This is a genomic window from Streptomyces sp. NPDC104202 (assembly GCF_055584185.1).
Genome location: NZ_JBVJMN010000039.1, coordinates 33865 through 60269 on the forward strand (window position 1 = coordinate 33865; position 26405 = coordinate 60269).

The following is a 26405-nucleotide window of genomic DNA, read 5'->3' on the forward strand; positions in this document are numbered from 1 at the left end:
TGCCTCACGGTTCCGCCCCACGCGGAATACGACACCGGTACCGTGGGCGCGTGGATACCGAAGATCCGGCCGGCCTCGACAGCGACACCCGCCGTCGCCGGGCCATCGAAGCCGAACTCAGACGGATCGAAGAGAGCGCCATGTACAGCGCGCAGTCCCAGTTCGAGGAGACCAAGCGCTGGCGCACCGTGCACATCCTCCTGGGCGTCCCCGCCACCTTGCTCGCCGCCCTCGCCGGCACCACGGCCCTCGTCGAATCCACGGGGCGGACCGCCGCCGGCATCCTCGCCCTGGTCGCCTCCGGCCTCGGCGCCGTCCTGACCACGGTCAACGCACCCCAGCGATCCGCCCAGGCCGCGGCATCGGCCAACGCCTTCCTGGAGATCCAGACCGCCGCCCGTCAGCACCGTGAGATCGACCTCGACCATTGGACCTCGGAAGAGGCCCGCCAAGCCCTGACCGCCCTGACCGCCCGGCGCGACGAACAGAACACCAAGGCACAGGTTCCCAGCCGCCGCGCCTACCACAAGGCACAGGCGAACCTGCGGGCGGGGACGCAGACCTATGCGGTCGACGGGGATGCCTGAGGGGCATGGCACCACGTCGGCTCCGTCCGGCGCTCGCTACCGGGCAGACAATCGACTGACGGTGCGACACGCTTTGGCCGGGTCAAGGTGCGCTCCGGCGTGATGAAGCACGCTGGTCCCCCACCGGTCTCCAGAAATGATCAAAGGCCGTTTCAGATTGCCCTGAAACGGCCCCTGACCTGCGACTCTTTCGAGTCGGGACGACAGGATTTGAACCTGCGACCCCTTGACCCCCAGTCAAGTGCGCTACCAAGCTGCGCCACGTCCCGATGCGCGTTTCGGCGGGGTTTCCCCTGCGTCGGCGTGCAGGGAAGACATTACCTCACTCCGGGGGTGGGATGACGCACGGGTAGTCACGGGGTGGCCGGGGTGGGAGGAGCGCCGCAGGAGGCGGCGAGGCCGGTCGCGTGGGCGAGGTCGGAGGGCGAGCCGGTGGCGTGGGCGAGGTCGAGGCGGGCAAGGGCCTCCTCGTAGCGGGACGGGGAGGTCGCGAGGTGGGCGACGGCCCGGGTGAGGAGGCGGCGGGACTCCGGCGGGTCGGCGAAGAGGGCGAGGCAGCGGAGGGCTTCGCCGAGGGCCGTGGGGGTGCCGAGGCGGGTGGCGTGGGTGTGGGCGTCGGCAGCGACGCGGGCGGCGCGGCCGGGGTCGGCGGGGGCGAGGGCGCGGGCGAGGTCGAAGGGCCAGGGGGCCCAGACGCCGTGGTGGCGGCCGCGGACCGTGAGGGCCTCGGCCGCGGCCTCGAGGGTGTCGACGGCCTCGTCGCGGCGGCCCTCGGCGAGGAGCAGGCGGCCGAGGACGCTGGGGCCGTCGGGGAGGACGATCGCGCCCGGCCAGGGCGGGCCGAAGGCGTAGCGGTCGGCGACGGCGCGCGCCTCGGCGGTGCGTCCCCGGGCGAGCAGGGTGTCGACGAGGAGGCAGGCGGTGTCCCAGTGGACGGGGAGTCCGCCGCCGACGCGGTCGGCCAGCCGGAGCCCCTCCTCCAGGTGGTGCTGCGCGCGCGGGAGGCGGCCGCGCCTGCGGTGGACCAGGCCCAGGAGCGTGTGGGCGAAGGCGAGGTGCGCGCCGCTCCAGCCGGAGATCTCGAAGGCGCGGACCGCCTCGGTGAAGAGGGCCTCGCCGCGGTCCGGGCGGTCGGCGAAGACGTACGCGATGCCGGTGAGGGCCGGGATCTCGAAGCCCCAGGTGGGGTCGGTCCAGCCGAGTCCCCGCGCGGGGAGGCCGTCGGCGAGGGCCCGGTCGCAGAGCCGGACGACCTCGGCGGCGGGTTCCCCGCGCAGCATGGCGTCGAAGGCGCGGACGGCGAGGAGGGCGCGCTCGGAGTTGTCGGCGCCGGTGAATCCGGCGGTGAGGTCGGCGAGCCGGCGCGAGCGGTCCGGGCCGTCGTCCTCCGCCGCCTGGAACCCCTCGTACATGAAGTGGGCGGCCTGGAGCCGTCGCCGTCCGGTGCCCGGCGGGGTGCGGCGCGCCTCGGCCGCGACGGCCCTCGCGGCCTCCTGGAGCTGGTTGTTGTGGGCGAGCGCCTGGGCCAGCCGGTAGGTCGCGTCGGTCCGGAGGCCCTCGTCCAGCCCCGGCAGGTCGAGCGCCGAGCGCAGGTGCCGGACGGTGGCCGCCGGTGAGGTGAGCAGGGAGGCGCAGCCGAGTTCGTACAGGACCCGGGCGTACGTCTCCGGGCGCGGCGGTTCCGCCAGCGCCCGGTCCAGGCAGCGGCGGGCCGCGTCGGGCGCCCCGGCGGCGAGGTGCTCCGCCGCCGCGGCCCGCAGGCTGTCGACGACGTCCTCGTCCTCGTCGGGATGCACGGCGAGGAGGTGACGCGAGACCGCGGCCGGGCCGTGACCGGCCGCGGTGAGCGCCCACGCCGCCCGTCCGTGCAGCGCGGTCCGCACGGCCGCCGGCACGGAGCCGTACACGGCGCTGGCGATGAGGGGGTGGGCGAACTCCGGCGGCCGGCCCGGCGCGGTGGGCGCGGTGCCGGCGCCCGGGGCTGCCGTGGGGTCGCTCTCCGGGGCGGCCGCGGCGGCCTCCGGGTGGGGACGGGCGGGCGCGGGCGCGAGGATCCTGGCGCGGCGGAGGCGTTCGGTGTGGTCGGTGACCTCCTCCGGCCTCATGCCGGTGAGCGTGGCGAGGAGGCGGTCGGTGCCGTCCGCGCCGAGGACGGCGATCGCCCAGGCGAGGCGGGTGGGGCCGGGGCCGAGCGCTTCGAGGCGGGCGACGAGGCCGCCGCCGCGGGCGCCGGCGCCGAGGCCGCGGAGGAGCACGGCGGATCCGGCGACGGGTTCGAGCATCCGGTCGCGGGCCTTGGCGAGCAGTTCGACGGTCTCGTACGGATTGCCGGAGGTCACCGCCCACAGTTCGCGGCAGAACGGCTCGTCGGCGTGCGCGCCGAGCGCCTCGCGGGCGAGGGCGGCCGTGGCTTCGGGAGTGAGCGCGTGCAGGCCGAAGGTCAGGACGGCGCGGTCGGCGAGCGCCGCCAGGGTCGCGTCCGCCGGCCGGCCGGGGTCCGGCTGCGGCGGCCGGTGGGCGAGGACGACCAGGACCGGGAGGTGCCCCTCCCGCCCGCCGCCCGTGAAGGCGTCGAGCCACGCCAGGGATTCCGCGTCGGCCCACTGGGCGTCGTCGACGAGCAGCAGCGGCGGCCGGTCGCCCAGCCGGTCCGCGAGGCGGCACAGGAGGCCGGCGAGGCCGTCCCGTACGCCCTGGGGGTCGGCGGGCGCGGGCGGCGCGGAGGGCGCCGACGCGATCCCGAGCGCGGGGGCGAGGAGGTCGTGGTAGTCGCCCAGGAGTCCGCGGACCTCCTCGGGCCCGAACCGGTCGAGGGCCGGCTGGAGGAGCTGACGGGTGAGGTGGAAGGGGACGGAGGCGAGCGTCTCGCCGCCGCGGGCGGTCAGGACCGTGCAGCGGTCCCGGGCGGTGCGGTGTATCGCGGCGAGCAGCGTGGTCTTGCCGATGCCCGGCTCACCCCGGTAGACGAGGATGCCGCCGCGCGCGCCGCCGCCCCCGGCCGCTCCGCCGACCAGCGCGTCGACGGCACGGGCCGCCGCCGCGAGCTCCGGGTCCCGTTCGAGCAGACCCCTCGCCTCCGGACCGCCCGGCGGTACCGCTCCCACGAACGGCGTTGCGGACGACGGCTGTTCGGCTTCCGACGGCAACGGTGCCCCACTCCCCCACGCGAGCTCGTCGGCCGGACGCGGCCCGCGCGGTCCACCCGGCCCGCGCGGCCCCGCCGACACTGGACCGACGAGCCTAGCGGCCCCGCACGCCCGGAGGGCGACAATGGAGGGGTGAACCGGACACCGCGTGACCGCACCGACGCCCCGCGCTCCGGCGCGCGCCGTGACGACCGCGACGACCGCGACGACCGCGACGAAGAGCGTCGGGACGACCGCCGGAGGGACCTCGCCCACGACGTGGGCGCATCCGACGACGGCCGGGGCGCATCCGACCGCAGCGAGGGCGCATCCGACCGCCGCGAGGGGGAATTCGGCCGCCGTGAGGGGGAGTTCGACCGTCGTCGGGGCGACTTCGGCCGCGGCCCGGAGGCGACGGGAGACGGCGGCCCGGAGGCGAGGGGCGACCGCGACCCGGAGGCGACGGGCGACCGCGACCCGGACGACGGCCCGGGTCAGGAACGTGGCCGGGGGCACGGGCGGGGGCAGGGACGTGACCGGGGCCGTGAGCGAGGCCGGGATCGCGACGACGCGGGGCGCGCCCGGAGCGCCCGCCCCCGCGACGGGCTCGGGCGGCCGCTGCCGTACGGGACGGAGGGCGTGCCCCGGCAGCCCGAGGGGGTCGCGCGCGAGCCCTCGGAGACCCTGGACGAGGCGCAGCGGCTGCTCGACGCCGGGATGCCCTTCCACGCGCACGAGGTGTTCGAGGACGCCTGGAAGTCCGGCCCCGAGGACGAACGCGACCTGTGGCAGGGGCTCGCCCAGCTCGCCGTCGGCCTGACGCACACGGCCCGGGGCAACACCGCCGGCGGCGCCCGCCTCCTGCGCCGCGGCGCCGCGCGCCTCGCGGACGCGACGCCCCGGGCCGAGGCGTACGGCATCGACGCCGGTGGACTGGTGGCGTGGGCCCGGGAGTTGGCCGATAGGACGGAGAAGGGCGGCCCCGACTCCTCTCACGCCCCGTCCGACTCCCCCGGCCCGTCCGACCCTCACGCCCCGTCCGACTCCCCCGGCCCGTCCGACCCTCACGCCCCGTCCGACTCCCCCGGCCCGTCCGACCCTCGCATCTCGTCCGGCTCCCCCGACTCCCCCGTCCACCCCGGGGAGGCCGTCGACGCCGTCGCCGAGGCGCCCCGGCTGCGCCGCGACACCGTCTGACCGGGTCGCGTCGGGCGGCGGGAACAGGAGCGGGCGGCGGGCCGGCGGGCGCTCCGAGCCCCGGGGCGCCGCCCTACTCCCCCGCTCGCTCCAGTTCCCGCCGCAGGACCGAAGTGTGGCTGAGCGTCGGGTCCTTGGTGGCGGTGAGCAGGGTGAGGGGCTGCTCGGCGGCGAGGGCACGGAGCCGGTCGAGGGCCGCGGCGGCATCGGGGGCGGCGAGTTCGGCCTCGTAGCGGCGGCAGAACTCGTCGTACGCGCCGTCGGTGCCGTGGTACCAGTGGCGGAGTTCGGTGGAGGGGGTGAGCGCCTTGGGCCACTCGTCGATGCGGGCGTCGGTCTTGCGGAGGCCCCGCGGCCAGAGGCGGTCGACGAGGACCCGTACGCCGTCGTCGGGTGACGGGTCGTCGTAGACGCGGCGGACGCGGACGGTGGGGTGGGTTGCGGCCATGGGGCCAGCGTGCCGGACGGCACGCGGAGTCACCCGGCGACGCGCAGCGCCGGAAGGAGGACGGCATCGACGAAGGTCCGCAGGGTGGAGGCGTCGGCGAAGCGCTCCTCGAAGAGCCGCTCGATGCGGAGCATGCCCATGAAGCTGGGCGCGACGAAGACGATGGCCGGGTTGTCGGCGGCGACCTCGCCGCGTTCGACGGCGCGGGCCATGACGGCGTCGATGGCGGCGACCTCGGGGGCGATGACGGTCTCGCGGAGGGCGGCGCGCAGGTCGGGGTGCTGGATGAACGCCTGGGCGACGGCCTCCATGAGCTCGGCGTCGCGTTCGCGGTGGGAGGCGGCGATGCGGGCGGCCTCGCGCAGGTCGTCGGCGACGTTGCCGGTGTCGATGCCGGCGAACACGGTGCAGCGGCGGCGGGCGAGGGCGGCGGTGACGAGCCGGGGCTTCGTGCCCCACTGCCGGTAGAGGGTGGCCTTGCCGCACTTGGTGCGGGCGGCGACGCCCTCCATGGTCACCGAGTCGTAGCCGCCTTCGCGCAGGAGGCAGAGGACGGCGTCGTAGAGCTCCGTCTCGCGCTCCGGCGTGATCTTGCTGCGACGGGCGGCGGCGCTCGCGGCCTGAGTGGACATCGATCCCTCCTGGACACCTCTGTCTCTGCACATACGAGAGTAGGGGGTGCACAATCGAGACGCAAACGTATCGAGACGCTTGCGTCTCGATGAAATCGGATCTAGGCTCACTCCGTTTGTTGGCGATTTGACGGATTAGAGGGCCGCACGATGGCTGCCGGGTTGAGCGGGATACGAGGACCACGTCCTGCAGGACGGGGGATGACACCCATCCCCGGCCCCGTCAGGCACGACGGAACCGAGGACGGGGAGACGACGGGCGGCGACGCGTCCGGCAGCACCCCGGCCGCACCCTCCGCCGCACCGGCCGCCGGGCCGGACGGCCCGGCGCCGACGGGACGTCCGGGGTCCGCGAGGCCGCCACTCCTGCGCGAGCTGCTGCTGGTGACCGCGCTCTTCCTCGTCTACAAGTTCGGCCGGCTCTTCGCCAACGGCCACGAGGCCCGGGCCTTCCGCAACGCCGACCGCGTCTGGGACGCCGAGCGCGCGCTCCACCTGCCGGGCGAGGGAACGATCCAGCAGCTGCTGCTGCACGGCGAGCCGCTGATCCGCGCCGCCAACACGTACTACGCGGCCGTGCACTTCCCGGCCACCCTCGCCTTCCTCGCCTGGCTGTACTGGCGCCGCCCCGCGCACTACGTGTGGTCGCGCCGGGTCCTCGCCCTCGTCACCGGCGCCGGACTCGCCCTCCACCTGCTGATGCCGCTGGCCCCGCCGCGGATGCTCGCCGCGTCCGGCCTCGTCGACACCGCCCGGGTCTACGGCCCCTCCGTGTACGGGGCGACGCCCGAGACGGACTCGATGGCGAACCAGTTCGCGGCCATGCCGTCCCTGCACTTCGGCTGGGCGCTGATGGTCGCCGTCGGCCTCATCGTCGCCACCCGGTCCCGGTGGCGGGCGCTGTGGCTGCTGCACCCGCTGCTCACCCTGCTCGTCATCGTCGGTACCGCCAACCACTACTGGTTCGACGCGCTCGCCGCCGCCGCGCTCCTCGGCCTGGCACTGCTCGCCGTCCGCGCCCCCGGCCACCGCCGCACGGCGCCCCCGCCGCCGGCCGCCCGCGCCCTCGGCCCGACCGCCCTCCCGGCGGGAGCCCTGCGATGAGCCCCGCCGCCGGCACCGCCGTCGCGGTGCTCCTCTCCCTCGTCTCCGCCGCCGGTTACGCGCTCGCCGCGGTCGCCCAGTCGCGGCTGGCGGCCGCCTCGCCCGCCCCCGACGACGGACGGGGCGCCCTGCGCGCGCTGCTCGCGCGCGGGCAGTGGTGGTCGGCGGTCGGCCTCAACGCGGCCGGCGCGCTCGCGCACGTCGCCGCCCTGCACTACGGGCCGCTCACCCTGGTCCAGCCCCTCGGCGCGCTGACCCTCGTGGCGGCGCTGCCGCTCGGCGCGCACCTCGCGCACCGGCGGGTCACCCGGACCGAGTGGCGCGGGGCGCTCTGGACGCTGGGCGGCCTGGTCGGCCTGGTCGCGGTGACCGGTCCGACGGCCCCCGGCGAGGCGCTCAGCCTGCGCGAGTCCCTGGCCGTGGCCGCGGCGACCGCGCTCCTCATCGCCGCTCTCGCCTCGGGCCGGTTCGCCGGGCGCGGCACGTCCGGGACGGGCGGGCGCTCCGGGCGCGGCCTGGGGCACGCCACGGCCTCCGGGATCGCCTCGGGCGTCGCCTCCGCGCTCACCCAGACACTCACGGCCGCGCTGGCGCTCGAACTCCCCGGCGACGAACCGGTGTGGTGGCAGACCGCGCTGCTCGCGGTCCTGATCTCGGCCTTCGCGACGGGCGGGCTCCTGCTGTCCCAGGCCGCATACCGGGGCGGCCTCGCGGCGCCGCTGGCCGTCGTCAACCTCTCCAACCCGGCCGCGGCGGCGGTCATCGGCGTGGCCCTGCTCGGCGAGACGTTCCGGGCCGGTGCCTGGGGCTGGCTCGTCGCCGCCGGCGCCTCGCTCGTCGCGGCGCGGGGCGTGGTGCTGCTGACGAAGGGCGGGCCCACCGAGGCGGGTACGGGCCCGGAGGCGGTCCCGGCCAGGGAGGCGGAGGCGGCCTCGGGAGCGCCGGCGGCCATCGGGGTGGTCGGAGTCCCGACGGGCGCCGCGGAGGGCCTGCCGCCCGTCGGCGCGCCCCCGGCCGTCCCGGTCGGCGCGTCGGCGGCACCGGCCGTCGTCCTGACCGTCCCCGCGCCGGCCGTGGCGACGCTGGGCGCGGTCCCCTCCCCCGGGGCGGGGCCCGACTCCGCCGGACCGGTCGTCATCCCGTCGCCGTCCCTGCCGGTGCCCGCGGCACCGCCGCACATGGCGTGTCCGTGAGCGACAGCGGGCCCGTCGGCGCCGCGGGGCGCACCGCGCTCCTACTTTCGTCATCTTGACGACAAGCCATGGAACCCCCTATCGTCAAGATGACGACAAGGGGGTTCCATGGCTGACATCACCCGGCGGGCCGGCTGGCGGCATCTGCGCTCCGCGCCCACCGCGCACATCCGCCACCAGCGCGGGGGCAAGCTGGTCCACGACGGCGAGGGACTGAGCTTCTGGTTCCGGCCGCTCGCCGCCGCCCTCTCGGAGGTCCCGGTGAACGACCGGGAGCTGGCCATGGCGTTCCACGCCCGGACCGCCGACTTCCAGGACGTGAGCGTCCAGTCCACCGTGACGTACCGGATCGGCGACCCGGCGACGGCGGCCGCGCGGCTCGACTTCTCGATCGACCCGGACACGGGTGCCTGGCGGGGCACGCCGCTGGAGCAGATCGCCACGCTGCTCACCGAGACCGCCCAGCAGCACGCCCTCGACGTCCTCGCCCGCACCGCGCTGGCGGCGGCGCTGGTCGACGGCGTGACGGCGGTGCGGGACCGGATCACGCAGGGGCTCGCGGCCGAACCGCGGCTGCCCGCCACCGGCATCGAGGTCGTCGCGGTCCGGGTGGTGGCGATCCGCCCCGAGCCCGAGGTCGAGCGGGCCCTGCGCACCCCCGCCCGCGAACAGATCCAGCAGGAGGCGGACCGCGCCACCTACGAGCGCCGCGCGGTCGCCGTCGAACGCGAACGCGCCATCGCCGAGAACGAGCTCGCCAGCAAGATCGAGCTCGCCCGGCAGGAGGAGCGGCTCGTCGAGCAGCGCGGCACCAACGCCCGTCGCGAGGCGGAGGAGAACGCCGCCGCCGACGCCGTACGGGCCGAGGCCGAGGCCGCCCGGAAGGTCCGGCTCGCCCGGGCCGAGGCGGAGGCGGCGCGCGAGGTCGGCGAGGCTCGCGCCACGGCGCAGACCGCGTGGCTGCGGGCGCACGGCGAAGCGGCCCCCGCCACGCTCCACGCCCTCGCCGTGCAGCGGGCGGCGGAGAACCTCCCCCGCATCGAGCACCTGACGCTCTCCCCCGACGTCCTGACGGGTCTCCTCGCCCGGCTCGGCGAAGGCGGGACGGGCCCCGGAGCCGGTTCGTGAGCCTCGCGCCGCGCGCGGTGCTCGTGCACCGCACCACGGAGTACGAGGAGCTGCTCGCCCGCCACGGCACGCACGGCCAGGCCGCGTTCTTCCTCTCCGCGCGCGGCCGTTCGGTCGAGGCGGTGCGGGAGCGGCACGAGCGCGCCCGGCGGGCGCTCGCCGAGGTCGCGGGCGCGGTGCCGCTGGCCTGGCGGCAGACCCGGGTGGAACGCGCCGACCTGGACCGGTTCCTCTTCGGCCCCGAGGACGTGGTCGTCGTGGTCGGGCAGGACGGCCTGGTCGCCAACGCGGCCAAGTACCTGACCGGGCAGCCCGTCGTCGGCATCGACGCCGATCCCGGGCGCAACCCGGGCGTCCTGGTGCGCCACCGCGCGGCCCAGGCGCGCCGGCTGCTGCCGCACGCGGCGGGGGCCGGGGCTGCCGTCGACGAGCTGACGATGGTCGAGGCCGTCACCGACGACGCGCAGCGGCTCCTCGCCCTCAACGAGATCTACGTCGGTCCGCCCGGCCACCAGACCGCCCGCTACACCCTCGGGCTCGACGGCACCGGCCTCCCCGCCGAGGCGCAGGCCTCCTCGGGCGTCCTCGTCGGCACCGGCACGGGGGCCACCGGCTGGCTCCGGTCCCTGTGGGAGCAGCGCTCCAGCGCCCTCGCGCTGCCGGGCCCCTCGGACGCCCGCCTCGCCTGGTTCGTCCGCGAGGCGTGGCCGTCCCCCACCACCGGCACCAGCCGCGTCGAGGGCCTCCTCGCCGCCGGCCAGGGGCTGCGCCTCACCGTCGAGTCCGACCGCCTGGTCGCCTTCGGCGACGGCGTCGAGTCCGACGCCCTGCACCTGACCTGGGGTCAGACGGTCACCCTCACGGTCGCCGGTCCCCGCCTGCGCCTGGTCGGCTGACCACGCCCCGCCGCGGCGCCGGCAGTCCTCCCGGCGGGCACGGTCCGGGGTCCCCCGCGGCGTGGTGCCGTCGGAACCCTTCCCCTGCCGGGAGACCCCGCCCCGGGTGGTCGGGGGCGCACCGGCGCCGGCCCGGCCGAAATCGATCGGCGTGCGGCGGGGACGGTCCGGGGCGGCGTTATGCTCGGCGCGCTCCGCCCGGTTCGCACCGGCCGCTCCGCTCCGGGCAGCTGAAGGAACCCCATGACCTCCGCCTCCCCCGGTTCGCTCTCCGTCGCCCCCGCCACGCTGAGGGAATGGGACCTCGTGCGGGGCTGGGCGGCCGAGGAGGGGTGGAACCCCGGTCTGGCGGACGCGCCGGCGTTCTTCGCGCAGGACCCGGGCGGCTTCTTCCTGGGGCGGGTCGACGGGGAGCCGGTCTCCGCCATCTCGGTGGTGAACTACGACGAGGCGTACGCGTTCCTCGGCTTCTATCTCGTACGGCCCGAGTTCCGGGGGCTCGGCCACGGGCTGGCGACCTGGCGGGCGGCGCTGGCGCACGCGGGGGCGCGGTCGGTGGGACTCGACGGCGTGCCGGCGCAGCAGGACAACTACCGCCGGTCCGGGTTCGCGCCGGCGTACCGGACGGCGCGCTACGTCGGGGCGGTGCCGGTCCCCGAGGCGCCGGTGACGGGTGTGGTGGCGGCCGATCAGGCCGACCCGGCCGCGCTGGCCGCCTACGACGCGGCCTGTCATCACGCCGGACGTCCGCGCTTCCTCTCCGCCTGGCTGACCACTCCCGGCCACCGCGCCCTCGTGCGGGTCGTCGACGGGCGGCTCACCGGTTACGGCGTGGTCCGTCCCGCCGAGGACGAGGCGCGCGTGGGGCCGCTGTTCGCGGACACCCCGGCCGACGCCGCCGCCCTGCTCGACGCCCTCGCGGCGGCGGCCCGCGCCTTCGGCTCCGACCGGATCGCGGTGGACATGCCCGAGGCGAATCCGGCGGCCGCCCGCATCGCGCGGGAGCGCGGTCTGGAGCCGACCTTCGAGACGGCCCGGATGTACACGGGGCCGGTGCGGCCGGTGGCGCCGGAGCGGGTCTTCGGTGTCACCACCCTCGAACTGGGCTGAGCGACCGGGGGCGTGGCGCCGACGCGCACGCCCCCCTTTCCTCCCCTCTCGTCGGCCATGTCCGCCCGAGTGAGGGTTGCGTACCGGATGGGCCGATTGCAGGCGATTCGACGGCGGGGTCATCCGCCGCTCGCCCGTGGGGAGTTCCGGCCTCGCGCCCGGTTCCCGGACCACCGCGCACGGCGTCCGACGTGCGCCTCCGCGGAGGACATCATCCGCCGGGGCGGCTCGCGACGGGCCTTCTCGCCCGGCCTCCGGCGGGCCGCGCGCCCCTCGTGGCGCCCCTGCTCCGCGTCCCCTCGCCGCACCCCCGCAGCCCGGTGAGGGGTGACAAGGGTTTTCCCCGTATCGGGTTAACCCCCCCGTTCCCTACTGTCCTCCGCACCGGCAGATATCATCCCCCCAGCGCACCCTGACAGGTGCATGCGGAGGGTGATGTCCGCCGGTGACGGCCTTGACCCGGGCCGTCGCGCCGGTGGCGGCGCACGGGCCCCCCAAGCCCAGGGAACGTCGGACGCGACCCCACTTCGCCCCGTGTCTCCCGCGCCGCCGCCACTGCTCCGCAGTTACGTCGTACTCGAAAGGGCCACACCTTGAACGGTTCCAGGCGGAGAGTCATATCCGTGGTCGCGAGCGCCGCGATCCTCGGCGCCGCTGCCACCACCGGGGCGATCGCCGCCGCCCCGGGCGCTGCCACCCCGAAGCCGGCTCCGGCTTCGCAGACGATGCGCGCGCTGCCCAGCGCCCCCGTCGAGAAGGTCATCGTGACCTACAAGAGCCAGGCCGCCGAGGCCGGTTCGAACACCGCCGCCAAGAGCGACACGGCCGAGAAGGCCGCGAAGACGGGCGAGAAGCTCTCCTTCGAGCGCCGCCTCTCCGGCGGCGGCGCCCTGGTCGACCTGGGCGACAGCGCCACCCAGCAGGACGTGGCGGAGGTCATGGACGCCTTCCGCGCCGACCCCTCCGTCGCCACGGTCGAGCCCGACATCCGCGCCTACGCGATGGCGGTCACCCCGAACGACACCGACTACGCCAAGCAGTGGGACCTCTTCGAGGCCACCGGCGGCATGAACGTCCCCGCGGCCTGGGACAAGACGACCGGCACCGGCGTCACCGTCGCCGTGATCGACACCGGCTACGCCGCCCACTCGGACGTGGCGGGCAACATCGTCTCCGGCTACGACTTCATCTCGACCTCCGCCGACGCCCGCGACGGCAACGGCCGCGACGCGGACCCGAAGGACGAGGGCGACTGGAACGCCACCGACGGCGAGTGCGGCACCGGCTCCAAGGCGTCCAACTCCTCCTGGCACGGCACCCACGTGGCCGGCACCATCGGCGCCGTCACCAACAACACCAAGGGCATCGCGGGCATCGCGTACAACGCGAAGATCCAGCCCGTGCGCGTGCTCGGCAAGTGCGGCGGCTCGTCCTCGGACATCGCCGACGCCATCACCTGGGCCTCCGGCGGCACCGTCGCGGGCGTCCCGGCCAACGCGAACCCGGCCAAGGTCATCAACCTGAGCCTGGGCGGCGCCAGCGCCACCTGCCCGAGCGTCTACCAGACCGCGATCAACGGCGCCGTCTCGCGCGGCACCACCGTCGTCGTCGCCGCGGGCAACAGCAACGCGAACGCCTCCGGCTTCACTCCCGCGAACTGCTCGAACGTCATCACCGTGGCGTCGACCAGCCGTGAGGGCAACCGGTCGTACTACTCGAACTACGGCACCATCGTGGACGTGGCCGCCCCCGGCGGCGAGACCCGTCGCGCCACCGACACGCCCGGCACCGTCACCACCCCCGAGAACGGCATCTACTCCACGCTGAACTCGGGCACGACGACCCAGTCGGCCGAGAACTACAAGCCGTACCAGGGCACCTCGATGGCCGCGCCGCACATCGCCGGTCTGGCCGCGCTTCTGAAGTCGGCGAAGAGCAGCCTCACGCCGGCCGAGATCGAGTCCGCGATCAAGACCAACGCCCGTCCGCTGCCCGGCACCTGCACCGGCGGCTGCGGCACCGGCATCGCCGACACGGCGAAGTCCGTGGACGCCGTCCTCGGCACCACCCCGCCGTCCGGCAACGTCTTCACCAACGCGACGGACGTGACGATCTCCGACAACACCACCGTGTCGTCCTCGATCGCCGTGACCGGCCGCACCGGCAACGCCCCCGCCGCCCTCAAGGTCGGCGTGGACATCAAGCACACCTGGCGCGGGGACCTGGTCGTCGACCTGGTCGCCCCCGACGGCACCGTGCGCAACCTGAAGGCGTCCTCCTCCTCGGACAGCGCCGACAACGTCCTCGCGACGTACACGGTCGACGCGTCGAGCGAGCTCGCCAACGGCACCTGGAAGCTCCAGGTCCGCGATGTGGCCACGGGTGACACCGGCTACATCGACTCGTGGAGCCTCACCTTCTGATCCCTCGGTGACACCCCACTGAACCACCCCCCACATCAGCATCCTTGCTGGTCAGCGACGCGTCCGTGGTCTACACCACGGGCGCGTCCTGGCGTGTCGGGGGACGGGTCCGAAAGGATTCGCTGTCCGTATGCCGGACAAGGGGCCTGGACTCCTCCGGTGGGCTCCGTATTCTCTGCGCACGGGGCTCGTGGGCCGGGACCCGAGGGCCGGAGGTGGTGGACAGTGACGACAGCACCGCACCGCGCTGCCCCGGTGGGGCGCGAGGAACTCCTCTCCCGGGTGGAACGGGCCCTCCACGCCCGCGGCCGCGCCCTGCTCACCGGGCCCGCCGGCGTCGGCAAGACCGAGATCGCCCTCGCCGAGGCGGCCCGCGCCGAGGCCCGCGGCGAGACCGTGCTCTGGCTGGCCCCGCTCCCCTCCGACCGCGACATCCCGGGCGCCGCGGCCGCCGCACTCGTCGCCTCGGTCGCGGCCACCGTGAGCGTCGGGGTGCCCTCGCCCGGCGCGCCGGTCTCCGGCATCCTCGCCTCCGGGGTCTTCGACGAACTCCCCGGCCCCCAGCGCACCGCCGTCGCCATGCTGTGCCGCGAAGCGCCGATCGACGCCGGCGGCTGGGACCCGATCGCGCTGCGCCTCGGTATCGCCCGCATCCTGCGCGCCCTCACCTGCAACGGCCCCGTCCTCCTCGTCGTCGACGGGGTGCAGCACGTCGACGCGGACAGCGCGGACCTGCTGCGCTTCGCCCTGCACCTGGCGCCGCCCGCGCTGCGCGTGGTGTCGGTGGAGACGCCGGAGCCCTACGGGGAGGTCCACGAGCCCTACCGGGAGCCGCACCGCCCGGAGGACCCGCACGCCACGCACCTGTGGGTGCCGTCCGAGGCCGACGTCCTGCTCGTGCCCCCGCTGGCCGCCGACGAGATCGCCGAACTCCTCATCCACCACCGGCTGCCCTCCCGGATGGCCGGGCGCATCCACCGGGCGAGCGGCGGCAACCCGCGGCTCGCGCTCGCCGTGGGACGCTCCCTCGCCGACGCGCGGACCCCGGTGCACCACGCGGAGGCCCTGACCCTGTCCGGCCGCGCCCGCGACCTCGCCCGGCAGCTCCTCGGCGCCGCGCCGGCGGCCGTCCGCGAGACGCTGCTGCTGGCCGCGCTGGCGCTGCGCCCCTCGGCGACCCTGGTGCGGCGGGCCGGGCGGCCCAACGCGGAGGCGGACCTCGCGGCGGCCGAGCGGGCCGGTCTCGTCTCGCTGGCCGAGGACGGGTCGGTGACGTTCACCGCGGGACTGCTGCCCTCGACCCTGGTGCACGACGCCTGCTGGGCGGAGCGGAGCGCCGGGCACGCGGCGCTGGCCGGGGTGGTGGACGACCCCGTGGAGGCGGTGCGCCACCGCGCGCTGGCCACCGACTGCCCGGACGAGGAGCTCGCCGCGGAGGTCGCGGAGGCGGCGGACCTGGCCCGGCGGCGCGGGAACAGCGCCCTCGCGGCCGAACTCGCCCTGCTCGCGGCCGAGTCGACGCCCGGACGGCACGGCGGGAAACGGATCGCCCGCCTGGTGGACGCCGCCGAGGAGGCCGCCCGCGCCGCCCGCGCCGATCTGGCCATGCGGGCCGCCACCGACCTGCTCGCCCGCGACGCGGTCCCCTCCGACCGGGTCAGGGCGCGGCTCGCCGTGCTCGACACGGCCGGGCAGGGACTGACCGGGCTCGACGAGATGTACGTCCACGCCATGGAGGACTCCGAGGGGGACACCGCGCTGCGGGCCGCGGTGCAGCTGCGGCTCGCCGTCAAGTACGTCCTGGCGGACGGCGACCCGCTGCGGTCCCGGACGGCCGCGGTCGAGTCGGCCGCGCTGGCCGCGTCGATGGGCGACCCCCGCACGGCGGCGCAGGCCCTGACCGTGCAGGCCCGGATGGAGCGGGCCCTCGGTTCTCCGGACGCGGAGGCCGTGCTGGCGCAGGCGCGCTCGCTGGAGCTGGCCGAGCGCCCGCTGGGCATCCGCAACGCCGCGCAGATCCTGACGATCCGCCACGCGCTCTTCGACGACCGTCTGGTGGAGGCGCGCGACGAACTGGGCGCCCTGCTGCCGCTGGTGCAGCGCCGCGGGTCGGTCGAGGACGCCATCGAGCTGTTCCGCACGCTGGCCGAGATCGAGTCGCGGATAGGGCCGTGCGCCGCCGCCCTCGCGCACGCGGGCCAGTCGCTCGCCCTGACCCTGGAGGCCGGGCTCTCCCCCGGCCCCGCGTGGTACGCCCTCGCGCTCGCGGAGACGGCGGGCGGCAGCTTCGCGCGGGCCGCCAGCTACGCGCGCCGCAGCGTGCAGGCGTCGGAGGAGGAGGGCGACCGGGTCTTCCTCTCCCGCAGCCGGTACGCGCTCGGCCGGGTCCAGCTCATCAACGGGGACGTGGCCGCCGCCCTGGAGACGCTGCGGCGCGTCCAGGCCGACGAGCGCGCCCAGTCGACCGTCGACCCGTCGATGCTGCGGTGGCATGAGGAGCTGGCCGAGGCGCTGCTGGCCCACGACGCGGCGGACGAGGCCCTGGCGCTGCTCGCGGAGGTGCGGCCCGTGGCGGAGCGTCTGGGGCGTTCCACGGTGCTGCTGGGCTGCGACCGGGCGCACGCCCTGTGCCTGGCGGCGGAGGGGCGCACCGACGAGGCGGCGGAGCTGCTGACCCGTACCGCCGACCGGTTCGGGCGGGCCGGGCTGCCGCTGGAGAGCGGCCGGGCGCTGATCGCGCTGGCCCGGGTCGAGCGCCGTCGTCGGCGTCGTTCGGCGGCGCAGAGCGCGCTGCAGGCGGCGGCTTCGGTCTTCGAGCGGGCGGGCGCGGCGCCGTGGCTGGCGCTGGCGGGCGAGACCCCGGCGGGTGAGGGTCCGGGGGCGGGCGGGGGCGTCGAGGAGGCGCTGCCGGCGCTCTCCTCGCTCACGGAGGGCGAGTTGCGCCTCGCGCGGCTGGTCTGCCAGGGCGCCAGCAACCAGGAGGCGGCGGCGAAGCTGTACCTGAGCGTGAAGACGGTCGAGGCGCGGCTGACCCGGATCTACCAGAAGCTCGACGTCCGCTCCCGCGCGCAGCTGGCGACGGCGCTGCGGCCGTGACCCTCCGCGGCACGTCCCGCCGCCGCGATCGGGTGGGGTCGGGCCGGGTGCGGGCGGGCCGTCAGATCGTGAAGGGCCGCTGGTCGAGGAAGCTCTCGTCGGGCGCGCCGGTCAGGTAGAGGTGGGGGCGCTGGGTCGGGGGCAGCCGGTGCTGCACCGCGCGGTGGAGGTCGCGGTAGCCGCCCTGGAAGGCGCCGTCGTCCCAGGTCCGGAGCAGGGCTTCGGTGAAGGCTCCGTTGACGTCGCCGTCGGAGGCGACCTGGTCGTCCTGGCAGGCCGACACGAGGAGGGCGTCGGGGCCCTTGCGGTCGGCGGGCGCGGCCGCGGCGAGCGAGCGGCGGAGGTCGGCGAAGAACTCCCGGTCGCGGTCGTCGAGCTGCCGTCGCGTCGGTTCGGGCAGGTAGCGGCCCCGGTCGTCGCCGGCTCCGGGCGCCTCGATGGCGCTGCCGCTGTGGCAGCAGTCGAAGAGGGCGACGATGCGCACGCCGTCGGCGAAGGCGCGGAACGCCTGGTGGACCTCGTCGTCGAGGAACTGGCGGTCGTAGAGGACGAGGGTCTCGTCGAGGGCGTCCGGTTCGTCGTCGGCGTCGGAGCCGTCGGCGACCTGGCCTCCGTGTCCGGAGTAGGTGAGGAACAGGATGTCGCCCGGGTCGAGCCGGGCGGCGGCGTCGCGGAGCGCGGAGGTGACGTGCGCGACCGTGCCGTCGGGGGTGAGCAGGGTGGTGGTCGTGAATCCGGCGGTGCGGGCGAGCGCCTCCATGTCGCGGGCGTCGTTCTCGCAGGCGACGAGGGTGCCGTCCCAGCCTTCGTAGCGGGCGGGGTCGACCCGGTTGAGTCCGACGTGCAGGGAGAGTCCGGTGGCCATGGGGTGCCTCCTGGAGGGGAGCGGAGGGGATGCCGGGGGCGTCTGATCGAGTGGCCTGTGGTCCGGCGCCGAGCACGACCCTCTCCACGCGGTACGTACATCCTATGAACCCTTCGGTCCCTTCGCCCCCTCCGGCCGCCGGACCCGGCGGGCGGCCCCGCGCCGACGCGCTCGCCGACCGCACCGGCTACGACGCGTCCTTCCTCGGCCCCGAGGTCCCGCTTCCGGTCCCGGTGCGCGAGGCGGTCGCGACGGTGGTGCTGCCGTACACGCACTTCACCGTCGTCTTCCGGCCCGACCGGCGGCTCGCGGCGTCGACCGCCGTGTGCATCGAGGGGCGGGAGCTCCTGGAGGACGTGCCCCGCGGCGACGACTGGCGGTTCGACCCCCGGCTGCCCGAGGAGCAGCAGGCCGGCGACGACGTCTACCGGAACAACAGCCTCGACCGCGGCCACCTGGTCCGCCGGCTCGACCCGGTCTGGGGGACGCCGGCGGTCGCGGTCCGCGCGAACGACGACACCTTCCACTTCACCAACGCCGCTCCGCAGGCGGACGTCTTCAACCAGGGCAAGCAGCTCTGGCAGGGGCTGGAGAACCACCTCCTCGACCACGCCGCCCTCTACGACCGGAAGCTGACGGTCCTCACCGGCCCGGTCCTCCACGACTCCGACCCGCCCTACCGGGGGCTCCAGGTGCCGATGCGGTTCTGGAAGGTGGCCGCTTTCCTCCAGGACGGGGCGCTGGCCGCCGCCGCGTACGTCCTCGACCAGAGTCCGGACCTCAGCCGGGACGCGGAGCGGGCCCTCGCGGGGGCGACGCCCGGAGCGCCGCCCCCGCTCGGACCGTTCCGGACGTACCAGGTGCCGGTCTCGGACGTCGCGGAGCTCACCGAGCTGGAGTTCGGGCCGCTGCCGGACGTGGACGTGATGCCGGCGGCGCGCGGGCCCGAGGAGCGCTGGCGGCGCCTGGAGTCGTACGACGACATCGTGCTGCACCCCTGAGCCGCGGGTTCCGGCGGCCGGCCGCGGGCGTCCGGGACCGCGATTGCGACGCCCGAGGCCCGGTGGAACGATGGAGGTACCTCCGGCGTCGGAGCGTCCGGCGCTGCGCGAAGAGCGCCGGGCAGGTGCGGTATGCCGCTCACCGAGACGGAGTGGGGCCTCGTCGCCGGCTGGGTGCGGGACCATCTCCTCGACACCGCCGAGCCGCGGGAACGACTGCTGCGCGCGGGTCTGCCGGCCGACTTCGTCGAGGACCTGCCGCTCACCCCGGACGCCGGCCGGAACGCCCTGCTGCTCGTCGACGCCGCCCGGCGGGACATCGCCCACCAGCGCCGGCTGCTCGCCGTCCTCGCGGGCCTCGACGCGCTGGCGGCCATCGACCATCCGCACGCCTTCGAGCAGGGCTCGGAGGCCCGCAGCCTCCTCACCCGGCTGCGGGAGGACGAACGGCTGCGGCGCTCGCCGCGGGACCCCTTCGACAGCCGGCTGCTGAGGCACGGCACCTCGGTCTTCCTCGACCGGCGCGAACTCCGCTCGAAACTGAGGGACTTCGTCGCCGACCCGGAGCAGACGGTGCTCGTGGTCGACGGCCCGCCGGACAGCGGGCGGTCGTACACGTACGAGTTCATCCGCCACCTCGGCCAGCACTGCGGCTTCCGGCCGGTGCGCGTGACGCTCTCCCGCACCTCCACGGCCGCGCGCCTCCTGGAGCGGCTCGCGGCCTTCGTCTCGGTACCCGGAGCCGACGCCGTCCTGGCGGACCCGACGCGGCTCAACGATCCGCTGCCCCGTCTCGAGGACGCCGCGCACCGGATCGTCGCCCGCGCCACGGCCGCCGAGGACCGGTTCTGGCTGGTCCTCGACGACTGCGACCGGCTCGACCCGCAGTCGGACGTGTGGGACTGCATCGGCGTCCTCGCCCGCGCCGTGTACGAGCACACCCCGGTGCGGGCGGAGACCGTGCCGCGCCTCGTCCTGCTCGGCTACGCGACGACGATGCGCCAGCTCCCCTACGAGGTGCGGAAGAACGAGTGCCGCGACACCACCCGTCCGGTGGACGCGGACGACCTCCGCGAGTTCTTCGCCGAGTTCTTCGCCGACACGCTCCCGCCCGGCCGGGAGGGGACCGTCGGCGAACTGACGGAGACCGCCGTGGCCGAGGTCCTGCGGGCGGTCGACGCGGCCGGGGACGGCGACAGTCACATGCGGCGGGTGTGCACGGCCGTGGAGGACGTCGTACGGCTCCGCCGGGCCCTGCCGCCGTCCCCCGCGGAGGGCCCCGGGGAGGCGGGTCCGCACCTGCGGGACGCCCTGCGCACCGGCCTCGCAGCCCCCTCCGCCGCCCTGCCCGACCTGCGCCGGTCCTACCGCGAGGCCGCCTGCCTGCTCCAGGAGTTCGACCCCGCGCTGCTGCGCCTGCCGGGCGAGGAGCGGCCCACCGGTCGGGCCGTCCTCGAACTCGTCGACGACTGCGCCGGGCTGCCGTGCCCCGGCGGCGAGGTCGCCACGGTGTGGACACTGAAGCCCGAGGTCCGCGACGCGACGCTCGCGGGCCTGGCGGGGCCGGACGCCGCCGTGCGCGTCCTGCGGGCCAACATCGGCCTGCGGCCCGAGGGGCCGGGTCCCGAGCGCGCCGCGCTCGCGCTGCTCACCGCCCCCGGCGCCCCGGCCGGGCCTCCCGCGTCCGGCGCCCTCGCCGCGGCGGAGCCCCCACTGCCGTTCCCCGGGGCCGGACCGCCGCCGCGGGACGCCGCCGACGGCTCCGCCGCCCCGTCACGGGACCCGGTGGAGGTTCTGTCCGACACCCTCCAGGCCGTCCTCTGGCTCAGCCGCGTGCCGGGCGTCACGGGCCTGCCCGCCGTCGACGACGTCCAGCACCGGCTGGAGAAGGCCCGGCTGCTCCAGCCGATGCACCGGCTGGTCCGGGGCACCTTCCACGGCCGCACGGCAGAACTCGACGCGCTGCACGCCTACCTCGCCCTCCCCGAGGAACCGGCCGAGCCTCCCGTCCTGCTGCACGGCGTGGGCGGCATCGGCAAGAGCACGCTGCTGGCCAGGTTCCTCGCGGAGGCACTGGCCGCCTCCCCCGACGGATTCCCCTTCGCCTTCGTCGACTTCGCGCGGCCGACGCTCTCCATCCACGAACCCGCCACCGTGATCGCGGAGGTGGCCCGTCAGCTCGGCGTCCTCCACCCCGCCTTCCGCGCCGACTTCGACGCGCTGGCGGACGAGTGCGAGCGGACCGCGGCCGTGCAGCGCGGCGAGCGCGACGAACTCGACGAGCTGTACCAGCTGGCCGGCACCCGGGCCACGATGGGCCGCGACCACTCCGCCGACTTCCACGCCCGGGCCAGCGCCCGGGAGCAGGAACTCGCCCACCGGGCCGCCTCGCTGGTCGCCGAGGCCGTCCGGCCGCCGCCCGGCGGGACGGCGCCGCCCCTGCTCGTCGTCGTCGACTCCTTCGAGGAGGCCCAGTACCGGGGCTCCCCCGTCATCGGCCGGATGTGGGCGATCTGGACCGCGCTGCGGGCCGGCTACTCGCGCCTGCGGTTCATCGTCTCCGGGCGCGCGCCCATCGACCACCCCGCCCGCATCCTCGACCCGCGCACGATGGAGCTCACCGAGCTCGACCAGCGGGCGTCGGTGGACCTCCTGATGTCCTCCGGGGTGGACGACCAGCCCCTCGCCGAGGACCTCGCCGACCGGATCGGCGGCCACCCGCTGAGCCTGCGCCTGGCGGCCCGTACGGCGGTGGCGCTCGGCACGGACTCGGCGTCGCTCGGCGAGCTGCTGCGCGGACTGCCCTCCCGGCGCCGCTACTTCGACCGCCAGGTCGACCAGATGCTGATCCAGGGCACACTGTACGACCGGCTCCTGAACCACATCGCCGAGGACGACGTCCGCGCCCTGGTCCAGGCGGGCCTGGCGCTCCGGTCCATCACCCCCGACCTCGTCCGCGAGGTCCTGGCCGGGCCCGCGGGGCTCCGGGTGGACTCGCCGGGCGAGGCCCGCCGGCTCTACGGGCTGCTGACCGCGCGGGTGGACCTGATGGAGCCGGCCGGGCCGGGGGCCATCCGGCACCGGGCCGACCTGCGGGCGATCATGCTGCGGCTCTCGGACCGGGCGCGGACCGATCTGATGCGAGCCGTGGACCGCCGGGCCGTCGCCTACCACGCCGCCCGCGAGGGGGCCCGGGAGCGCGCCGAGGAGATCTACCACCGGCTGCGGCTGGGCGAGAACCCCCGGACGGTGGAGGCACGCTGGGAGCCGGGCGTGGCCCCGTACCTGGGCGGCACGACGCACCGGGAGATGGCGCACCGCTCGGCCGCGTTCCTGCTCGGGCTGATCGGCGGCCACGTGCCCGACGCGATCATGGCAGAGGCCGACCAGGAGGACTGGGAGCGGATCGCCGCGCGCGAGGTGGAGGACCTGCTCACCCAGGGGTACGTGGACGCGGCGGCGCAGCGGCTCGCGGAGCGGCGTCCCTGGACGCCGTGCAGCAGGCTGCACGCGCTGCTCGCCGAGACCCTCGCCCGGTCCGGCCGCACGGAGGAGGCGCGGGCGGGCGCCGAACGGGCCGTGGACCGGGCGGAGGAGGCGGGCTGCGCGGAGACCCAGCTCGAACTGCTCCAGCTGTCGGCGCGGCTCGCGCAGGACTCCGGGGAGTTCGCGGCGGCGGACCGCGACCTGGAGGAAGCCGAGGAACTGGCGGCGGGGCTCGGGCTGCGGTACGAGTCCCTGGGCGTCCTGGTCGCCCGGTCCCGGCTCGCGGCCCTGGCGGACACCGACTCCTCCCCCGCGGAGGAGCGGCTCGCCCGGACGCTGCGCGGGATGCCGGACGCGGACCTGGCCCGGCAGCCGTCGCTGGCCCGCACGGCGGCGGCCACGGCCTGCCGGGCCGACCCGCGGCTCCTCGAACACACCCTGCGGCTCGTGGGGCTGCCGGCGGACGAGGAGGCCGTCGTCACCGAGCTCGCCCGCTGGATCGACGCCACCCTGACCGACGAGCCGGGTCTGCGCGGGCCGCTGACGCGCATCCTGGAGTCGGCGGCGGGCTCGGCCGGCACGGAGGATCCGGACTTCCGGGAGGCGCCGGACCGCCCGGACCTCGCCCGGATCGAACGCGACCTGCGGGAGGCGCGGCGGCGCGGCACCCTGGACGGCGTCGCACGGCAGGCGCTGACGCTCCGTGACACCAGCGGGGACCTGCTGCTCGGGGTCGCCTCCGCGATGGACGCCGGCCCGCACGGCACCGGACCGGACGGCCGCGCGCCGGACGCGGCGGAATCGGCCGTACGGGGCGGGGCGCGCGCCCGGCAAGGCGGCGCCGGACTGTGGACGCGCCCGCCGCCGAACGCCGCGGGGGCGGCCCTGCGCAAGGTGCCGTTCCTTCCGCAGGAGGAACTGGTCCGGGTCCGCAACGCGGCCATGGAGGCGGGACTCGCGGACCGCGCGCTGCGGACCGCGCTGCTCAAGGGCATCCCCCGGTACTTCACGGCCACCCTGGAGCCGCTCGACGACCCGCGGGAGCAGGCGCACGCGGACCTGAACGCGATGAACCAGGTCGAGCGGCTGCTCGACGGCCTGGTCCCGCTGGAGATCTGGCTGCACAACGCGATCGAGCACGTCCACGACCGGGGTCCGCGTGCCGTGCTCCAGGGCGCCCTGGACGCCGTGGCGCGCGAGATCACCGGGGAGGCGGAGCTCCCGGCGGAGCTGATGCCCGGCGAGATGAAGGAGGAGATCGTCCTCCAGGACGACACGGTGCCGTACGAGTTCCTGCACGGCGGCATCCGGGCCGGCGCGTCCGTCGCGCTGCTGCGGATCCCCCCGTACGAGTCGGGGGCGCCGCTCCTCCCCTCGTACCCGCACGGCGGCACCGGCTGGATGCTCGCCCCGGGGCTGCTGATCACCAACCATCACGTGGTGATGGCCCGTTCGTGGGAGGCGGGCGTACGCCCCTACGTGAGCGACGAGGACCTGCGCCTCCAGGCCCTGATGTCGCGCTCCCGGTTCGACTTCGTGGAGAACGCGGCGGCCTCGCCGGAGGCGACGGCCGGCGAGCTCGCCGCCTGGGACGCGGCCCTCGACTACGCGATCGTGCGGCTCGCCCCCGGGCAGGAGCCCCGGCCGACGCTGCGGATCTCCACCCGGCCGCTGCTGGTCGGCGAACGGCAGCGGGTGCCGGTCAACATCATCCAGCACCCCGGCGGCCTGCCGAAGCGGGTCGCGCTGCGCAACAACCTCGTCTACCGGGCCGACGAGCGCGACATCCTGTACTTCACCGACACCCGCGGCGGCTCCTCCGGCTCCCCGGTCTGCCTCGACGACTGGACGGTGGTCGGCCTCCACCGCGGCACGAAGAAGGTCGACGAGGTGGAGTTCCAGGGCGGGAAGACCCGGTTCGTGAACGTCGGCACGCAGATGAGCAGCATCCTGGCCCACCTCCGGGACGTCCGGCCGGAGGTGTACGAGGAGGTCATGGCGGCCCAGGCGGGCCGGCCGGCTCCCGGGGCCGCCGCGGACGGGAAGCCGAGGTGAGGGATCATGCCGAACGTGCCACGGAACACCTCGCCGGTCGCGACCGCGGCCGAGCGGGTCTTCGGCGATCTGCGCCGGGTCGCGGAACGCGTCCGCGCGGACCTGGAGGCCGAGATCGCCGAGTCCGCCCCCGAACTCCCCGCGGAGGTGGCGCCCGCCCTGGAGATCTCCCGCTTCGCCCGCGAGGAGCGGGCCCGCGTCCTGGAGGCGGGGGTCAGCGGCCTGGAGAAGCTGGCGGCGCACCGCGCGGACGAGCTCGACGGGGACGAGTCGTTCGGCGTGGAGGCGATCGTCCTCCTGGAGGGCCGGCCCGCGATCCTGGTCCAGCGCCAGGACTTCGCCCCGCAGCGGGACGAGTGGGCGGTGCTCGACGCGCAGCGGCCGGCGATCCGCGAGTCCCTGCTGCGGGTGGGACGCGTCGAGGTCACCGGACACCCGCGGCTCGACTGGGTCGGCACGGCGTTCCTGGTGGGCCCGCGCACGGTGATGACCAACCGTCACGTGGCGTCCGAGTTCGCGCGGTTCGCCTCCGACCGCGGCCTCTGGAGCTTCGAGTACGGCATGTCGGCGCGCGTGGACCCGGCCGAGGAGCTGCCCGTCGACGGCGTGCCGGCCGCGGCCGCGGCCCCGTACGAGATCGTCGAGGTCGTCGGCGTCCACCCCGACGTCGACATGGCGCTGCTCCGGATCGAGCCGTCCGCCGACGGACCGCTGCCCACGCCCCTGGCGGTCGCCGCGGACGCTCCGGCGAGCCTGCCGGGGCGCCCGGTGTACGTGGTGGGCTACCCGGCCTGGGACGGCCGGCGCAACGAGCCGGAGTCGATGCGCCGGATCTTCATGGACGTCTACAACGTCAAGCGGCTGCAGCCGGGCGTCGCCACCGAGTTCACCCCCGGCGGGCTGGTCATGAAGCACGACTGCTCCACGCTCGGCGGCAACAGCGGCTCCCCCGTGTTCGACCTCGCCGACCACCGGGTGCTCGGCCTCCACTTCGGCGGCCGCTACCGCACGGGCAACGTCGCGGTCCCCCTGTGGGAGCTGATCGACGACCCGCTGCTCGCCCAGGCGGAGGTGAACTGGGTCTAGGGCATGTCCTTGCCGGTCAGGACGTCGGCGAAGGGGCCGCGGCCCGAGGAGCCGTCCGGCCGGCGCCACTCCGCGGTGAGGCGGCCCGCGCCGGGGGCGGTGTCCTCGCCGGCGCGCAGGACGCGGTGCAGGCGCAGGGTCGTGCCGGGGGCGACGAGCACGTCGGTGCGGTCGGGTCCGTCGGTGACGCGCACCGGCCGGGCGCCGGCGAGGTCGGTGTCCGGGGCGAGGGCGGCGGCGACCGTGGCGTCGGGCGTGTCGGTGAGGGACTGGTCCTGGGCGACGGCGCGGCCGGCCAGGAGGGCGGCCAACTGGCCGACGAGGACCGGGTCGTGGGCGCCGTCGTAGATCCAGCGGGTGCCGAGGACACCGTGCTCGGAGGTGCCGATCAGGGCGTGGTCGGCGCCGTCCAGCGGGGCCCCGCGGTAGGTCAGGGGGACGAGGTAGACGGCCGCGTCGTCGCCGGCGCCGTCGGCCACCGCCATGAACTCGATGCCGACCTCACCTTCGGGGTCGTCGATGCGGAAGCCGCCCGCCTTGGCCGGCCGCGGGCCGCCGTCCGCGGCGGTGTACCAGGACCGGGTGGGCAGCCACGCGGCCAGCAGCTCCAGCTTGGTGGGCTGCATCGTCGTGTGGTGGATGACGGCCATCGTGGGCTTCTTCCTCTCGGACGGGCCTGACGGGGGCGCGGCCCCCGGGGAGCGCAACGTAACAGACCCGCCGCCGGGGCGGTCCGCCCTGGTGGCGGGGACGGGGGCGGGCGGGCGCCGGCGGGCGGGAGCCGTCCTCGTGCCCCCGGTGGCCGCGGCCGCGGCCGCCCCGGTCGGCGATCCGCTGCTAATGTCGAAATGCCCTCTTTGGTGTTATTCATCCCGGCACGCCGGCCGTGCCGCCGCAGAACGGGAGCAGCCATGACCGGTGGACCCGAACCCCTCAGCGCCGCGGCCCGGAAAGCGCTCCAGCGGCAGCTCGG

Annotated in this window: 16 protein-coding genes, 1 tRNA gene and 1 pseudogene; 12 read left to right on the forward strand and 6 right to left on the reverse strand. The window is 76.0% G+C overall.

The window, feature by feature from the left end:
* Positions 1-50 precede the first annotated feature (50 nt).
* Positions 51-587, forward strand: a complete 537-nt coding sequence (locus tag ACZ60W_RS23755) for an SLATT domain-containing protein (RefSeq protein WP_469757362.1) — start codon at positions 51-53, stop codon at positions 585-587.
* Between the two features lie 195 nt (positions 588-782).
* Here ACZ60W_RS23755 and ACZ60W_RS23760 read toward each other — a convergent pair.
* Both ACZ60W_RS23760 and ACZ60W_RS23765 read right to left on the reverse strand, forming a co-directional pair.
* Positions 783-856 (reverse strand) — tRNA-Pro (locus tag ACZ60W_RS23760).
* 84 nt (positions 857-940) lie between these two features.
* Complete coding sequence (locus ACZ60W_RS23765) at positions 941-3691, reverse strand: AAA family ATPase (protein WP_469757363.1); 2751 nt, start codon at positions 3689-3691, stop codon at positions 941-943.
* A gap of 567 nt (positions 3692-4258) precedes the next feature.
* Here ACZ60W_RS23765 and ACZ60W_RS23770 point away from each other — a divergent pair.
* Positions 4259-4690 (forward strand): annotated as a pseudogene (locus ACZ60W_RS23770) (DUF309 domain-containing protein); the annotation flags it as partial.
* A gap of 292 nt (positions 4691-4982) precedes the next feature.
* On the opposite strand, the gene ACZ60W_RS23775 reads toward ACZ60W_RS23770, so the two are convergent.
* Entirely contained in the window at positions 4983-5357 is a 375-nt protein-coding gene (locus ACZ60W_RS23775) for a DUF488 domain-containing protein (RefSeq protein WP_469757364.1), read from the reverse strand.
* A gap of 29 nt (positions 5358-5386) precedes the next feature.
* Positions 5387-5989 (reverse strand): TetR/AcrR family transcriptional regulator, encoded by a 603-nt coding sequence (locus ACZ60W_RS23780; protein WP_469757365.1) that lies wholly within the window; start codon positions 5987-5989, stop codon positions 5387-5389.
* 201 nt (positions 5990-6190) lie between these two features.
* Between ACZ60W_RS23780 and ACZ60W_RS23785 the strand changes: the two genes are divergently transcribed.
* The 7 genes from ACZ60W_RS23785 to ACZ60W_RS23815 all read left to right on the forward strand — a co-directional run bounded on the left by ACZ60W_RS23785 (position 6191) and on the right by ACZ60W_RS23815 (position 16939).
* Positions 6191-7093, forward strand: a complete 903-nt coding sequence (locus ACZ60W_RS23785) for a phosphatase PAP2 family protein (RefSeq protein ID WP_469757366.1) — start codon at positions 6191-6193, stop codon at positions 7091-7093.
* Entirely contained in the window at positions 7090-8286 is a 1197-nt protein-coding gene (locus ACZ60W_RS23790) for a DMT family transporter (protein WP_469757367.1), read from the forward strand. The genes ACZ60W_RS23785 and ACZ60W_RS23790 overlap by 4 nt, the downstream gene beginning before the upstream one ends.
* 108 nt (positions 8287-8394) lie before the next feature.
* Positions 8395-9414 carry an SPFH domain-containing protein gene (locus tag ACZ60W_RS23795; protein ID WP_469757368.1) on the forward strand — a complete coding sequence of 340 codons (1020 nt, stop codon included), beginning with the start codon at positions 8395-8397 and terminating at the stop codon, positions 9412-9414.
* Positions 9411-10310, forward strand: a complete 900-nt coding sequence (locus ACZ60W_RS23800) for a diacylglycerol kinase catalytic domain-containing protein (protein WP_469757369.1) — start codon at positions 9411-9413, stop codon at positions 10308-10310. Before ACZ60W_RS23795 ends, ACZ60W_RS23800 begins: the two co-directional genes overlap by 4 nt.
* A 243-nt stretch (positions 10311-10553) precedes the next feature.
* On the forward strand, positions 10554-11420 hold the full coding sequence (locus ACZ60W_RS23805) for a GNAT family N-acetyltransferase (protein ID WP_469757370.1): 867 nt from the start codon (positions 10554-10556) through the stop codon (positions 11418-11420).
* 725 nt (positions 11421-12145) lie between these two features.
* Positions 12146-13843 carry a S8 family serine peptidase gene (locus ACZ60W_RS23810; RefSeq protein ID WP_469757393.1) on the forward strand — a complete coding sequence of 566 codons (1698 nt, stop codon included), beginning with the start codon at positions 12146-12148 and terminating at the stop codon, positions 13841-13843.
* Positions 13844-14068: 225 nt separating this feature from the next.
* Entirely contained in the window at positions 14069-16939 is a 2871-nt protein-coding gene (locus ACZ60W_RS23815; RefSeq protein WP_469757371.1) for a helix-turn-helix transcriptional regulator, read from the forward strand.
* A 61-nt stretch (positions 16940-17000) separates the two neighbouring features.
* Here the strand turns inward: ACZ60W_RS23815 and ACZ60W_RS23820 are convergent, their stop codons facing one another.
* The gene (locus ACZ60W_RS23820) at positions 17001-17804 is read right to left on the reverse strand and encodes a caspase family protein (RefSeq protein ID WP_469757372.1); all 804 of its coding nucleotides are present in this window, start codon (positions 17802-17804) and stop codon (positions 17001-17003) included.
* A 104-nt stretch (positions 17805-17908) separates the two neighbouring features.
* Here ACZ60W_RS23820 and ACZ60W_RS23825 point away from each other — a divergent pair, with 104 nt between their 5' ends.
* The 3 genes from ACZ60W_RS23825 (at position 17909) to ACZ60W_RS23835 (ending at position 25432) form a co-directional block, all read left to right on the forward strand.
* Positions 17909-18805, forward strand: a complete 897-nt coding sequence (locus tag ACZ60W_RS23825) for a DNA/RNA non-specific endonuclease (protein ID WP_469757373.1) — start codon at positions 17909-17911, stop codon at positions 18803-18805.
* A 132-nt stretch (positions 18806-18937) separates the two neighbouring features.
* Positions 18938-24346 (forward strand): trypsin-like peptidase domain-containing protein, encoded by a 5409-nt coding sequence (locus tag ACZ60W_RS23830; RefSeq protein ID WP_469757374.1) that lies wholly within the window; start codon positions 18938-18940, stop codon positions 24344-24346.
* A 6-nt stretch (positions 24347-24352) separates the two neighbouring features.
* Positions 24353-25432: a trypsin-like serine peptidase gene (locus ACZ60W_RS23835; RefSeq protein ID WP_469757375.1), complete on the forward strand. Its 1080-nt coding sequence runs from the start codon at positions 24353-24355 to the stop codon at positions 25430-25432.
* On the opposite strand, the gene ACZ60W_RS23840 is transcribed toward ACZ60W_RS23835, so the two are convergent.
* Positions 25429-26082 carry a maltokinase N-terminal cap-like domain-containing protein gene (locus ACZ60W_RS23840; RefSeq protein WP_469757376.1) on the reverse strand — a complete coding sequence of 218 codons (654 nt, stop codon included), beginning with the start codon at positions 26080-26082 and terminating at the stop codon, positions 25429-25431. The two genes, ACZ60W_RS23835 and ACZ60W_RS23840, sit on opposite strands and share 4 nt — an antisense overlap.
* Between the last annotated feature and the right edge of the window lie 323 nt (positions 26083-26405).